The sequence below is a fragment of the Candidatus Pelagibacter sp. genome (assembly GCF_052049675.1).
Lineage (GTDB): Bacteria > Pseudomonadota > Alphaproteobacteria > Pelagibacterales > Pelagibacteraceae > Pelagibacter.
Genome location: NZ_JBNGZM010000001.1, coordinates 996,763 through 1,009,572, shown reverse-complemented (window position 1 = coordinate 1,009,572; position 12,810 = coordinate 996,763). Strand labels below are relative to the sequence as shown.

Annotated in this window: 15 protein-coding genes; 8 read left to right on the top strand and 7 right to left on the bottom strand. The window is 27.6% G+C overall.

What is annotated here, in order from left to right:
• Positions 1 to 7 precede the first annotated feature (7 nt).
• From ACTT9L_RS05485 to ACTT9L_RS05470, 4 genes are all read left to right on the top strand, one after another.
• Positions 8 to 436 carry a Fur family transcriptional regulator gene (locus ACTT9L_RS05485; protein WP_440928308.1) on the top strand — a complete coding sequence of 143 codons (429 nt, stop codon included), beginning with the start codon at positions 8 to 10 and terminating at the stop codon, positions 434 to 436.
• 105 nt (positions 437 to 541) lie between these two features.
• The gene (locus ACTT9L_RS05480; RefSeq protein WP_075485664.1) at positions 542 to 958 is read left to right on the top strand and encodes a rubrerythrin family protein; all 417 of its coding nucleotides are present in this window, start codon (positions 542 to 544) and stop codon (positions 956 to 958) included.
• A 65-nt stretch (positions 959 to 1,023) separates the two neighbouring features.
• On the top strand, positions 1,024 to 2,355 hold the full coding sequence (locus ACTT9L_RS05475) for a (Fe-S)-binding protein (RefSeq protein WP_440928307.1): 1,332 nt from the start codon (positions 1,024 to 1,026) through the stop codon (positions 2,353 to 2,355).
• 2 nt (positions 2,356 to 2,357) lie between these two features.
• Positions 2,358 to 2,951, top strand: a complete 594-nt coding sequence (locus tag ACTT9L_RS05470) for a DUF3501 family protein (RefSeq protein WP_440928306.1) — start codon at positions 2,358 to 2,360, stop codon at positions 2,949 to 2,951.
• Here the strand turns inward: ACTT9L_RS05470 and ACTT9L_RS05465 are convergent.
• From ACTT9L_RS05465 to ACTT9L_RS05440, 6 genes are read right to left on the bottom strand one after another with little or no spacing between them, the layout of a single operon-like run.
• Positions 2,948 to 3,403 (bottom strand): SH3 domain-containing protein, encoded by a 456-nt coding sequence (locus ACTT9L_RS05465; RefSeq protein ID WP_440928305.1) that lies wholly within the window; start codon positions 3,401 to 3,403, stop codon positions 2,948 to 2,950. The two genes, ACTT9L_RS05470 and ACTT9L_RS05465, sit on opposite strands and share 4 nt — an antisense overlap.
• On the bottom strand, positions 3,378 to 4,145 hold the full coding sequence (locus tag ACTT9L_RS05460; protein ID WP_440928304.1) for a HesA/MoeB/ThiF family protein: 768 nt from the start codon (positions 4,143 to 4,145) through the stop codon (positions 3,378 to 3,380). Before ACTT9L_RS05460 ends, ACTT9L_RS05465 begins: the two co-directional genes overlap by 26 nt.
• Entirely contained in the window at positions 4,142 to 4,579 is a 438-nt protein-coding gene (dut, locus tag ACTT9L_RS05455) for a dUTP diphosphatase (RefSeq protein ID WP_440928303.1), read from the bottom strand. The genes ACTT9L_RS05460 and dut overlap by 4 nt, the downstream gene beginning before the upstream one ends.
• Complete coding sequence (gene coaBC / locus ACTT9L_RS05450; RefSeq protein ID WP_440928302.1) at positions 4,579 to 5,784, bottom strand: bifunctional phosphopantothenoylcysteine decarboxylase/phosphopantothenate--cysteine ligase CoaBC; 1,206 nt, start codon at positions 5,782 to 5,784, stop codon at positions 4,579 to 4,581. Before coaBC ends, dut begins: the two co-directional genes overlap by 1 nt.
• A gap of 8 nt (positions 5,785 to 5,792) precedes the next feature.
• Positions 5,793 to 7,361: a 2-polyprenylphenol 6-hydroxylase gene (ubiB, locus tag ACTT9L_RS05445; RefSeq protein WP_440928301.1), complete on the bottom strand. Its 1,569-nt coding sequence runs from the start codon at positions 7,359 to 7,361 to the stop codon at positions 5,793 to 5,795.
• Positions 7,361 to 8,065, bottom strand: coding sequence for a class I SAM-dependent methyltransferase (locus ACTT9L_RS05440; protein ID WP_440928300.1), 705 nt, complete (start codon positions 8,063 to 8,065; stop codon positions 7,361 to 7,363). The genes ubiB and ACTT9L_RS05440 overlap by 1 nt, the downstream gene beginning before the upstream one ends.
• Before the next feature lie 29 nt (positions 8,066 to 8,094).
• Between ACTT9L_RS05440 and mutM the strand changes: the two genes are divergently transcribed.
• From mutM to dnaN, 4 genes are all read left to right on the top strand, one after another.
• Positions 8,095 to 8,958 (top strand): bifunctional DNA-formamidopyrimidine glycosylase/DNA-(apurinic or apyrimidinic site) lyase, encoded by an 864-nt coding sequence (gene mutM, locus ACTT9L_RS05435; protein ID WP_440928299.1) that lies wholly within the window; start codon positions 8,095 to 8,097, stop codon positions 8,956 to 8,958.
• A 50-nt stretch (positions 8,959 to 9,008) separates the two neighbouring features.
• Positions 9,009 to 9,269: a 30S ribosomal protein S20 gene (gene rpsT / locus ACTT9L_RS05430; RefSeq protein ID WP_440928298.1), complete on the top strand. Its 261-nt coding sequence runs from the start codon at positions 9,009 to 9,011 to the stop codon at positions 9,267 to 9,269.
• A 314-nt stretch (positions 9,270 to 9,583) separates the two neighbouring features.
• Positions 9,584 to 10,999 carry a chromosomal replication initiator protein DnaA gene (gene dnaA / locus ACTT9L_RS05425; protein ID WP_440928297.1) on the top strand — a complete coding sequence of 472 codons (1,416 nt, stop codon included), beginning with the start codon at positions 9,584 to 9,586 and terminating at the stop codon, positions 10,997 to 10,999.
• Positions 10,989 to 12,101 (top strand): DNA polymerase III subunit beta, encoded by a 1,113-nt coding sequence (gene dnaN, locus ACTT9L_RS05420; RefSeq protein WP_440928296.1) that lies wholly within the window; start codon positions 10,989 to 10,991, stop codon positions 12,099 to 12,101. The genes dnaA and dnaN overlap by 11 nt, the downstream gene beginning before the upstream one ends.
• Here dnaN and ACTT9L_RS05415 read toward each other — a convergent pair.
• Positions 12,098 to 12,799 (bottom strand): lysophospholipid acyltransferase family protein, encoded by a 702-nt coding sequence (locus ACTT9L_RS05415; RefSeq protein ID WP_440928295.1) that lies wholly within the window; start codon positions 12,797 to 12,799, stop codon positions 12,098 to 12,100. The two genes, dnaN and ACTT9L_RS05415, sit on opposite strands and share 4 nt — an antisense overlap.
• Positions 12,800 to 12,810: the final 11 nt, after the last annotated feature.

Sequence of the window (12,810 nt, the reverse complement as noted above, 5' to 3'; positions counted from 1 at the left end):
AAAAACAATGCCAAAAAACTGCAATTTTATTGAAAAATTAAGAGAAGTTGGGCTTAGACCAACCAAGCAAAGAATAAAAATGTGTGAAGTTTTGTATAATAGAGAAAAAACTTTCCATTTCACAATTAACGATCTTGTTAAAATGATATCTGAAAAAATGAATGAAAAGATATCTCTTGCGACAGTTTATAACACAGTTCATGCATTTGAAAAAAAAGGATATTTAAAAGAAATTTCAATCGATAGTCACAAAAGTTATTTTGATACAAACACATCAGCACACCATCATTTTTTTGATGAAGATACGCATGAGCTAATTGATTGTGATGAGAACGATATAGACAAAATAAATATTAGAAAAAATATTACAGGAAAAAAAATAAATTCTGTTGAAGTGTTGGTTAGAGTTGCGAGTGATAATCAAACTCAAAAATAATTTAATTAAATCATACACTTAAAATCTACATTATAATAATTCTAAACTATTGACATACTGTCAATATGCATTATATGATTTGTTAATCATTAAAAAGGAGAAAAAATGTCTTTAAAAGGAAGTAAAACAGAAGAAAATTTAAAAGAAGCGTTTGCTGGCGAAAGTCAAGCAAACAGAAGATATCTTTATTTTGCACAAAAAGCTGACATAGAAGGTTACAATGATGTAGCTGCGGTTTTTAGATCAACAGCTGAAGGTGAAACTGGTCATGCACATGGTCATTTGGAGTATCTAGAAGAAGTTGGAGATCCAGGAACTGGAATGCCAATTGGTGAAACAAAAGCAAATTTAGCTTCGGCAGTACAAGGCGAAACTCATGAGTATACTGATATGTACCCTGGTATGGCTAAAACAGCTAGAGAAGAAGGCTTTGAAGAAATTGCCGACTGGTTTGAAACTTTAGCTAAAGCTGAAAAATCACACGCTGGTAAATTTCAAAAAACTTTAGAGTCTATTAGCTAATCAAATTTCTTAGTGGGCGTTAGTCGCCCACTAATAACAATTCGAATTTCAAAAAACTTAATTATATGAGCAAAGAGGGAAGTTTAGGTGCACCTATAAGACATCCTATAGATTTTGAGCATCCTGATTTTTTAAATCCTGAAAAATTAGATGCTGAAATGAGAAGAGTGTTTGATATTTGTCATGGATGTAGAAGATGTTTTAATCTTTGCGATTCATTTCCAAAGCTATTTGATATGATAGATGAATCTAAAAATGAGGATGTTGAAAGCTTATCTAGCGATCAATTTGCCCCTGTTGTTGATGCATGTACTTTATGTGATATGTGTTTTATGACTAAATGCCCATATGTTCCACCTCATGATTTTGATTTAGATTTTCCACATTTAATGCTGCGATATAGAACGGCTCAAAAAAAATTAGGTAAATTACCAAGTGTACCAACACAATTAGCCCAAATAGACCGAAACGCTAAAATTGGTGTAATGTTCTCTAGAATAGTTAACTGGGCTTCAAATATTAAAAATAAATTAATTAGAAAAATCTTAGAATTTATTACTGGAATAGATAAAAGAGTTCAGTTACCAAAATATAACTCAGAGACATTTTCAAATTTTTTTAAAAAAAATAAAGATAAGATAAATTACCAAATACCTTCTAAAGATAGAAAAGTAGTTATTTATTCAACTTGTTTTGTAAATTTTAATAAAAAAAATACTGGTGTTGCTGCTTTAAAAGTTTTGAAAAAAAATGGTGTAGAGGTTCAAGAAGCTTATCCTGGTTGTTGTGGGATGCCATTTTTAGAGCAAGCAGATCTGCCAAAAGTTGTTGAACAAGCGAAAAAAGTTTCTAAGGATTTAATTGAATGGATAGATAAAGGATATAAAGTAGTAACCTTAACAGCTAGTTGTGGATTGATGTTAAAATTCGAATGGCCTTTGTTATTACCAAACGATAAAAAAATAAATAAATTATCATCAAATGTTATTGATATTGATGAGTATGTTGTGGATATAGCAAACAATGAGGGATTAGCAGAAGGATTAAGAGAGATTGATGGAGGAGTAACTGTGCATCATGCTTGTCATGCTAGAGCACAAAATATGGGTATCAAAGCAAGAGATATGTTAAAATTGATACCAAACGTTAAAATTGATGTAGTTGAAAGATGTGCAGGTCATGGAGGAACTTTTGGAGTAATGAAAGAAACTCATGATTTAGCAAATAAAGTTGGAAGACCTACGGCTAGACAAATAAAAACTAAAAATAATAAGTACATGGCTTCTGATTGTCCTTTAGCTGGAAAACATTTAAAACAGTTAGAAGTTGATACAAATATATCTAATGATGAGGCACTACACCCTATCGAATTGATGGCAAAAAGTTATAACTTATAATCATGCCTAGAGGTAAAAGAGAAATTCAAAAAGAAGACATCATGCCTTTAGATGTTTATATAGAAAAGAGACGTGAATTAAGAAAAAGTATTGTTGATTATAAAAAAAATAGAAGAGTTGCTTTAGGGCCTTATGCTACTTTTTATTTTGAAAGTTATGAAACAATGTTAGCTCAAGTACAAGAAATGCTATATATTGAAAAAGGTGGTGATGAGCAACTTCAGGATGAGTTATCTGCGTACAATCCTTTAATACCTAACGGCAAAGAACTAACAGCAACTTTAATGTTTGAAATAGATAATCCTATATCAAGGGCTGCGTTTCTTGGAAAAGTTGGTGGAATAGAAGAAAAAGTATTTATGAAAATAAATGGTGAGAAAATTAAAGCGGTTCCCGAAGAAGATGTTGATAGAACTTCTTCTGAAGGAAAAGCTTCATCAGTACAGTTTATTCATTTTAATTTTACTGATGATCAAATAGAAAAATTTCAATCTAGTAGCTTAGAAATTGAGATTGGAATTGATCATAAAGAGTATTCTCATAGCACAAAATTATCTAAAGAAAATATAGCCTCTTTATCTGCTGATTTTAGTTAATTTAGTCCCCAAATATTATCTGTTTTAATCCAACCTTCAAATTTTTCTGATATAATTTTACACCAATTTTGTTCACATTTTTCTACAATTAATAATCTTCCCTCTTTAATTTTAGCAATTGGTTTAGCAAAAGATGTAGGTTTTTTAAATAAAATTTTATCCTTCGTAGCTATTACAGAATTACTTTTTTTTAATTGAGAGATATGAATCCACCCACTGTTATTTTTTAAATCTATTATTCGCCTGAAATTCTCTTTTTTATCGATTTGTTTTAATGGAAGATTTATTTTTTTATAAACGTATTTAATATCAGATTCAAAACTTGGTCCATAGCGGACGTTCACCTTATCTTTTTTAAGAGAAACGAATATTTCTCCTGCATTACTTGAGGTAATAAGGAATATTAAAAGAGAGAATATAAAAATATTATTTATTAAATTTTTTATTTTCACTTTTTTTTGTTTTATTTAATTTAACTTTTCTAAAACTTAAATTTAATAAATCTATAATAAGAATAAATCCATTTAAATTTTGGCCAACTTTTAATATTTTTTTTAAAACTTCATTAGCTAGCATCGTCCCAATTGTTCCTGCTACTGGTCCCAATATTCCTTCATATTCACAGTTTAATATTTCATCAGTAATAATTTCTTCTTGATAGAAGTCTCGTAAAGAAGGAGTATTTTTATCTACAAAATCAAAAGTAAAAATATGACCATCAAATTTACTAATTGCTCCAGTCACAAGATATTTTTTATATTTTAAACTTAAATCATTAATTAAAAATTTACTTTCAAAATTGTCAGTACCATCAATAATGAAGTCATAATTTTTTATTATTTTTTCAAACTTTACTCTATCCATTTTAAAGTCGTAAAGATTTATTTTTGTTTTTGGATTTATTCTATTTAGTTTTTTTTTGGCAATTATAACTTTTGAGTGATTTAAATCTTTTTCATCATATAAACTTTGTCTGTGAATATTTGATAGGCTAACGATGTCATGATCAACGATTCCTAGTTTCCCAATGCCAGATCGGGTTAAAAAATCAGCCGCTGGACATCCTAGACCACCCATTCCAATTATTAAAACCTTCGAGTCTAGGATTTTTTTTTGTCCTAATGGACCTATGTTTTTTAAAATTATTTGTCTAGAAAATTTATCTATTTCTTTTTTGCTTAAATTTTTGCTCATTTTCCAGTAGAGCCAAAACCACCCTCTCCTCTAATTGTTTCTGGTAGATCATCAGTTTCCTCAAGTTCCATTTTAATTACAGGAGTTAAAATCATTTGTGCTATTCTATCTTTATTATTTATTAAAAAATCACTTTTTCCGTGATTAAAAAGGATTACTTTTATTTCTCCTCTGTAATCACTATCAATAGTTCCAGGTGTATTTAAAACACTAATGTTGTTTTTTGCAGCTAAACCAGATCTTGGTCTTATTTGGATTTCGAATTCACTTGAAAATGCAACAGCAAGCCCCGTTGGAACTAAGCATGATGAGTTTGGTTTAAGATTAATAGGTTCTTTTACTAATGCCATCAAATCCATACCTGATGCACCTTCTGTTTTGTAAGCGGGTAATTCAACCGCAGGGTCTAACTTTTTGATAAGAACTTTTGCCATTAATTTAATTGATCAATTATTCTATCAACTATTTCATCAGAAATTCCAGATTTTTTTTTGTACGAAAGTTTTTCTTTTTTAACGTCTTTGTTTTTATAATGAATTGTTACTTCATTATAATCAGAATTAAATCCTATATCTTTATTCGATACATCATTAGAAATTATCCAGTCACAACTTTTATTATTTAATTTTTCTTCTGCGTTTTTATCAATCTCATTAGTTTCTGCTGCAAATCCAATGACAAGTTCAGGTCTCATAGAGTTATGGTTAGACACATAATGAAGTATGTCTACATTCTTTTCTAAATTTAAGTTTAAGTTCTCTTGTTTTTTAATTTTATTTTCATACTTTTTGTTAATTTTAAAATCAGCTACCGCAGCAGAAAAAATTGCTACATCAACAGGTAAATTTTCTTGAGTAGCAACTAACATTTCATCTGCTGTTTCAACTTTTATAAGATTAATATCTTTAGTTATTTCAAGATTAGTTGGACCTGATATTAATGTTGTATCAAAACCTTTTTTGGATAATGATTTTGCTAATTCATATCCTTGTTTGCCACTTGATTTATTTGTAATAAAACGAACCGGATCTATGTACTCATTAGTTGGACCTGCTGTAACTAATGCTTTTAATTTTTTGTTATTTTTTTGAGTTAAGAAATATTTATCAACTTCTTCAGCAATTACTGATGGGTCTGACATTTTACCCTCTCCATATTCACCACATGCCATATCACCTACCTCTGGACCTATTAGTTTATATCCAAACCCTTTTAAATTTTTTATATTTGTTTTAGTAGTTGAATGCTCCCACATTCTTACATTCATTGCTGGTGCTAAAATAATATCTTTATCTGATGCTAAAACAACAGTGGATGCTAAATCATCAGTTGTTCCATGAGCCAGTTTCGAAATTGTATTTGCCGTTGCAGGTGCAATTACAATTATATCTGCCCATCTTGAAAGTGAAATATGATCCATTTCAGCTTCATTTTCTACACTAAATAAATCACTATAAACTTTACCTTGAGAAAGTGATGTTATTGAAAGTGGAGTTACAAACTCTTTTGCACTTGTTGTAAGAATTGTCTTTATTTCTGCACCACTTTTTTTAAAAAGCCTAATTGTTTCAAGACTTTTATAAGCAGATATTCCTCCACAGATAATAAATAGTATTTTTTTATTTAACAAATTTTTCATCTGCAGAATTAAAATACTATAAGGCCAAAAATTACAAGAAGTAATAAACCAATAATAGATTGATTTCTAAATGCTATCATTTCTGATTTCTTATCATTCAGAGCGGTGTAAGAATTTGAATTTTGTGGAATTTGACCACTAGCTAAAAACGTTAATGCTTGATTTGCTTTATCCATAATCTCAGGAAATTCTGGTAAACGTTTAATCACTTCAGATGTATTTTTTAAAGTTTCATTTAAATTATTAATTGGATCTTTGGTTTCTTTAAGCCAATTTTCTAGTACAGGCTTTGAAGTTGTCCAAATATTTGTGTTTGGATTTAACTTTCTTGCTACACCTTCAACAACAACCATAGTTTTTTGCAACATTAATAATTGAGGTTGAGTTTGCATATTAAACTTTTCTGTAACATCAAATAATTGTTTGAGTAATTTACCTCCTGAAATATCTTTCACTTCTTGACCAAATATAGGCTCGCCAATTGATCTCAAAGCTTGAGCCAGATCATCAATTGGTACTTCTTTAGGAACTAATCCAGCCACTAAATGAACTTCAGCTACTTTTCGATAATCTCTTTGAATAAATCCAAATAAAATTTCTGCTAAAAACCTTTTGCTAAGTTTATCTAATCTACCCATAATCCCAAAATCTATAGGTACAATTTGGCCACTATTATCAACAAAAATATTTCCTTGATGCATGTCTGCATGAAAAAAACCATCTCTTACAGCATGTCTTAAAAAATGTTGGATAATATCTTCTGCTATTTTATTAGTATCTAAATTTCTTTTCTTTAACTCCTCAGCTTCCCTTATTGAAATTCCATCTATCCAATCTAAAGTCATTATATTTTCACTAGTAAAATTCCAATAAATCTCAGGAACTTTAAACCCAGCATCATTTTTAGTATTTTCTGCATATTCATTTGCTGCAGCAGCCTCGAATCTTAAATCCATTTCAAGATTAGTTATTTCTTTAAGTAAAAAAACAACTTCAACAAGTTTTAATCTTTTTGTTTTTTTTACAAATGACTCAACAATAAATGCAAATAACATCATTGCATCTATTTCTTCATTGAATATTTTTTTTATATTTGGTCTTAATATTTTTATTGCTACATCTTTAATTGTACCATTGTCATTTATTTTTGCTTTATGAACTTGTGCAATCGATGCAGCAGCAACTGGTTCACTTAAATCAATTATTGAATTAAATGCATCAACTCCAAGATCTTCTTTAATAATTTCTTTTGCTTTATGAGTTGAAAAAGGGGGTAATCGATCTTGAAGTTTTTCTAGCTTTAAAGATAATTCTTCTCCGATTATATCTGGTCTAGTAGCAAGAAATTGACCAAGTTTGATGAAAGTTGTGCCCATAGATTCTAATGATCTAGATAGTCTTTCGCTATCATCCTCAATCAAATTATTTTGTTCCTCTTTTTCAAATGAAATAGACAAAATTTGGAATAATATTGTTACAGCTAAAGGAGGTTTTTTAAATTTTGATGCAATTTTTAAAATATCTGATTTTGCAATTTTTCTTCCTAATTTAAATAAAGTAATAAGTTTTTTAATCATTAAATTTTCCAACCACTATGAATTGAAACAATACCACCAGAAAGATTTCTATAAGAACATTTAAGAAAATTATTTTTTTCCATCAACTCTATTAATTCATCTTGATTAATAAATTGTTCAATACTTTTTATTAAATATTCGTAGGGTTCTTTTTCTCCAACTACAAACTGACCAATAATAGGAATGAGTTTTGAATAATTTTTATATATAAAATCAAGATTTGAATTTTGAATCTTAGAAAATTCCAGACATAGATAGCGTCCACCAGGTTTTAAAACTCTATAAGCCTCTGAAAGTGCTTTATTCAAATTTTTTGTATTTCTTAGCCCAAAGCTAATAGTGTAATAATCAAATGAATTATCTGTTATTGGTAATTTTTCTCCTGGAGAAATAACCCATTTTACATTTTTGTAATTAGATAATTTTTGCTTTCCTTGACTAACCATTCCTTTATTAGGATCTACACAAGTAATTTCAGCCTCTTTACTCGTAGTATTTAAAAATAATTTTCCAATATCCCCTGTCCCACACGCAACATCTATTAATTTTCTATTAACTCTCGGATTCATCATATTGATTAAACTTTTTTTCCAATATCTATGTACACCCATAGACATAAAGTCATTCATCAAGTCATATTTGTTGTAGACCTGATTAAACACATTTTCTACAAGGCCTTTTTTATTTTGAAGATTTTGTTGCATAAAAAAATATATATTGAATATAGTATTAAATGCCAGAATTACCAGAAGTAGAAATTGTTAGACAATCCCTTCATAAAAAGATCAAAAAAAAAACTATAAAAAAAGTAGTAATTAGAAACAGGAATTTAAGGTTTAAAATACCAGGTGATTTCGAAAATTTTATAAAAAATAAAAAGATAATTAAAGTTAGTAGATTTTCTAAATATTTAATTATTCATTTTCAAAATGAGGACTATTTTTTAATTCATTTAGGAATGTCAGGAACAATCCATATTCTTGATAAGAAAAATCCACTAAAATTTACAAACACTAGTTTTTATCATTCACCTTTTTTACCTGAAAAACATAATCATGCAGAGTTTGTATTCGATCACTTGAAAGTAATTTATAATGATCCAAGACGTTTTGGATTTTTTGAAATAATTAAAAATCATCAAGATTTACAGCAAAGATTTAAATCAATGGGACCCGAGCCCTTTAGTGATAAATTTAACCTAAATTATGTAGTTAATTATTTTAGGAATAAAAATAAGGATATAAAAAGTTTTTTACTTGACCAGAAATTTGTTTCTGGGATAGGTAATATTTATGCAAGTGAAATTCTTTTCGCTAGTAAAATAAATCCATTTAAAAAGGCAAAAAGACTTAATAAAAATGAATGTTTAAATGTTATTTTTAATTCCAAGAAAATACTTGAACAGGCAATTAACAAGGGTGGTTCAAGTATTAGAGATTTTAAAGATATTTCAGGTAATAAAGGTAATTTTCAAAAGGAGTTTAAAGTTTATCAGCAAGAGGGCGCTGATTGTAAGCGCACCAATTGCAAAGGTATTATAAAAAAAAAAATAACTTCAAATAGGTCGACTTTTTTTTGTGTTTCTTGTCAAAAATAGTTAAATATTTAGTTGACCACTATAAATTCTCAAGTTATACCCCTGCGCAGATGGCAAACACAAAATCAGCAATTAAAAGAATTAGAAGAATTTCTAAACAAACAGCAGTTAATAAAGCTAGAAAAAGCAGGTTTAGAAACGCTATTAAGAAAATGAACCTTCTAATTGATGGTAAAAAGAAAGATGAAGCTCTTAAATTTTTACCAAAGTTAAACTCTGAGTTGATGAAAATTGCAAAAACAGGAATAATAAAAAAACAAAATGCTTCTAGAAATGTTTCTAGAATAACAAAAAAAATTACTGCAATCTAAACGTTAATTTAAATTTTTTTAAACAACTCCTGATATCCACATTATATATCTAAGTTTTGTGTTAAGTTACTATATTTAGATTTAGTAAATATTTGGATTATGGTCATTCAATCTATATTCGATTTAATTTAAGTTCAATCAATTAATTGATACAATCTATATTTGATTCAATTTATAATTTTAAATTTAAGTTTAATTTAGAATCATTTTTTTAAATATAAATCACAATCATAGATTTTATTTTTTTTTTAATTTCTTTATTAACTTGTTGCAAATTTTTTTAAATAGTTCTAACTGAGATTTCCCCTTAAGTTATGAACAAATTAACAAATACAAAAAATATTAACAATTTTTCTTCTGAAGGCTTTGAGTGGAAGCAAGTGCAGAATGAAATGAAAAATAAACTAGGCTTAGAAGTTTACGAGAGCTGGTTAAAAAAAATTTCTTTTGTAGAGGAATTCAAAAATTACTTATTATTATCAGTTCCAACAAGATTTATTAGAGACTGGATTACATCAAGGTATTTAGACCAAATATTACAAATAATTAAAGTATATAAAAAAGACATTATTAGAATTGAGTTCAAAATAGTTGAAAAAGCTCAGGATATCAAATTAAAAGGAAATAATATTAAAGATAGCAATACTAATGAAAATGTTTCATTTATAAAAGATTCCTATCTTCAGTATAATCGAATTGATCCAAATAAAAGATTTGATAATTTTATAACAGGTTCAAGTAACAAATTAGCTTATGAAGCTTCTTTAAAAGTTTCAGAAAATATATCTCATTATAATCCACTTTATATTTATGGTGGTGTTGGAATGGGAAAAACTCACCTATTAAATTCAATAGGTTTAGAGCTTAAAAAAAATAATAAAGTAATGTTTATTTCTGCTGAACGTTTTATGTATCAGTTTGTAAAATCAATTAAATCAAACAACATGGTTAAGTTTAAAGAATATTTTAGAAATACAGATATTTTATTAATCGATGATATCCAGTTTATAAGTGGGAAAGAAGCCATGCAGGAAGAGTTCTTTCATACATTTAACGCATTACTTGATAAGGAATCTCAAATAATTGTATCAGCTGATCGAGCACCAAATAAATTATTAAGAATTCAAGAAAGAATTAAATCAAGATTTTCTGGTGGATTAGTTGTTGATATTCAAAAGCCAGATCTTGAATTAAGAAAAAAAATAGTTGAAAAAAAAACAGAGGAATTGAACAATTTATATTCCGAACAATTACAAGTTTCTAGAGAAATTCAAGATTTTATAAGTAATGAAATAACTGGAAGTGTAAGGGAACTAGTTGGTGCAATTAACAGAGTTGTTTCATTTTCAAGAATTTACAAGAAGGCCCCAAATCTTGCTGAAACCAAAGTGGTTTTAAAGGATTTATTAAATTTAGGAGAAAATAAGGTTACAATAGATCTAATTCAGACAATTGTATGTAAGTTTTTCAAAATCAGTAAAAATGAAATGTTGTCATCGAGAAGATCAAGATATTTAGTAAGACCTAGGCAAACAGCAATTTATTTAACTAAAATTTTGACTTCTAAATCATTACCTGAAATTGGTAGGGAATTTTCTAATAGAGACCACACAACAATAATTCACTCAGTAAAAACTATCGAAAGGATAAAAGAAAAAGATCCCGACATGGTTGATAATATAAATAAATTAAAAAACCAGATTTTATATAATAAGGAAAATGAAATTTAACGTTAACCAACAAGACCTTCAGCAAGCATTAAACTATTGCCAAGGTGTTATTGAAAAAAGAACCACATTACCAATACTTTCTAATATTTTGTTAGATGTAAGTAATTCAAAACTTACTATTACAGCAACTGATCTAGATTTAATATTTATACATCAGTTAAACAATGTAGAAATTTTAGAGGAGGGTAAAACAACCACAACTTCCTCAATAATGTATGATATTATAAGAAAGTTTAACTCAGGAAAAAAAATAAATCTTTCTTTAACAGATATAAGTAAATTACAAGTAGAGTCTGAAAAATCTATTTTTAATTTGAATTGCATAAGTGCAACGGAGTTTCCACTGACAGATGAAAATTTTAATCAAAATGAATTTATAATTAAATCGAAACAACTTTTGAAATTGTTAAATAAGTGTAAATTTTCAGTTTCAAATGATGAAACAAGGCATTATCTAAGTGGTATTTATTTTCATCAAACAGAGGTTGACGATAAAAATTATTTAACTGCAGTTGCAACCGACAGTCATAGAATGTCTATTTCAAAAGTTAGATTAGAAGAAAAAATTGATTTTGATCCAATAATATTACCTAAAAAAACAATTTTTCAACTTTGTTCTTTATTAGACAGTTATGATGGAGATGTAAAAGTTTCAAATGTAAAATCAAAAGTAAAATTTGAATTAAACAATAGTATTTTAATTTCAAAACTAATTGATGGAAAATTTCCTAATTATATTCAAGTTATACCCAAAAATAATCAAAAAAAATTAGAGATAGACTTAAAATTATTTTTAAATTCTGTTGATAGAGTGGCCTCAGTTTCATTAGATAAAAAAGATGGTGTGAAATTTAATTTATCTAAAGACACTCTTGATCTTTCAGTAAATAATACCAACAGTGGTGATGGTAAAGAAACTTTAAGTGTTAAGTTTGATCATGATTTAGAGATAAGTTTTAACTCTAGATATTTAATAGATGTTGCTTCACAACTAGATGGAGATAGAGTTGAAATTTTATTCAATGATACTGGTTCACCAGCATTGATAAAAGATCCAGGTGATTTTGATAGTATTTTTGTTGTTATGCCTATGAAGGGTTAATTAATTAAATCTAACTCTGAATAAATATTTTTTTCAAGGATTTGAATAAAATTTTCCTTTGTTAAGCCAGAAGGAATTGGTTTTAGAATAGAGATTGTAATCGTTTTATTAGATTTTTTTTTACCTTTTTTAGGCCACACATATCCAGAATTAATTGCAACTGGCTGACAAGCAATACTTAGCTCTTCATAAATTCTCGAAGCACCTTTTTTAAAAGTTGGTCTTTCATCTGGAAGAACCCTAGTTCCTTGAGGAAAAATAATCAAAGGTCTATTTGAAGTAGCCATCATATTTGAAATATCATTAAAAAAACCCAAGTTATCTTTCGTAACTTTGTTTCTTTTTATTGAAATTGATCCTATTTTTTTTAAGTACCAACCAAATATTGGAATTAACAATAATTCTTTTTTTAGAATAAATACAGGTGAGTTAAAGATTGTTTGTAAATAAAAAGTTTCAAACATTGATTGATGAGATGCTGCTATAAAAAATTTTTCATTATTAATAATATTTTCTCTTCCTTTGATTGAAATTTTTACTGAAAGAATAAGTCTTAAACAAAAACTAGCCCAATGGCCCATTAATTTACCTCCTACCAAAACAACTTTTTTTGGTAAAAAAAATGATGGTAAAAAAATTATCGAAATAATAATGATTCCTATGAAAAATAATATTGAAAATAAAAAGTTTCTTATCATTTTTGTCAAAA

Coding starts and splice junctions, on each gene's coding strand:
- ACTT9L_RS05485 (WP_440928308.1), top strand. CDS start 8: ATGCCAAAAAACTGCAATTTTATTGAAAAATTAAGAGAAGTTGGGCTT.
- ACTT9L_RS05480 (WP_075485664.1), top strand. CDS start 542: ATGTCTTTAAAAGGAAGTAAAACAGAAGAAAATTTAAAAGAAGCGTTT.
- ACTT9L_RS05475 (WP_440928307.1), top strand. CDS start 1,024: ATGAGCAAAGAGGGAAGTTTAGGTGCACCTATAAGACATCCTATAGAT.
- ACTT9L_RS05470 (WP_440928306.1), top strand. CDS start 2,358: ATGCCTAGAGGTAAAAGAGAAATTCAAAAAGAAGACATCATGCCTTTA.
- ACTT9L_RS05460 (WP_440928304.1), bottom strand. CDS start 4,145: ATGAGCAAAAATTTAAGCAAAAAAGAAATAGATAAATTTTCTAGACAA.
- dut (WP_440928303.1), bottom strand. CDS start 4,579: ATGGCAAAAGTTCTTATCAAAAAGTTAGACCCTGCGGTTGAATTACCC.
- coaBC (WP_440928302.1), bottom strand. CDS start 5,784: ATGAAAAATTTGTTAAATAAAAAAATACTATTTATTATCTGTGGAGGA.
- ubiB (WP_440928301.1), bottom strand. CDS start 7,361: ATGATTAAAAAACTTATTACTTTATTTAAATTAGGAAGAAAAATTGCA.
- ACTT9L_RS05440 (WP_440928300.1), bottom strand. CDS start 8,065: ATGCAACAAAATCTTCAAAATAAAAAAGGCCTTGTAGAAAATGTGTTT.
- mutM (WP_440928299.1), top strand. CDS start 8,095: ATGCCAGAATTACCAGAAGTAGAAATTGTTAGACAATCCCTTCATAAA.
- rpsT (WP_440928298.1), top strand. CDS start 9,009: ATGGCAAACACAAAATCAGCAATTAAAAGAATTAGAAGAATTTCTAAA.
- dnaA (WP_440928297.1), top strand. CDS start 9,584: ATGAACAAATTAACAAATACAAAAAATATTAACAATTTTTCTTCTGAA.
- dnaN (WP_440928296.1), top strand. CDS start 10,989: ATGAAATTTAACGTTAACCAACAAGACCTTCAGCAAGCATTAAACTAT.
- ACTT9L_RS05415 (WP_440928295.1), bottom strand. CDS start 12,799: ATGATAAGAAACTTTTTATTTTCAATATTATTTTTCATAGGAATCATT.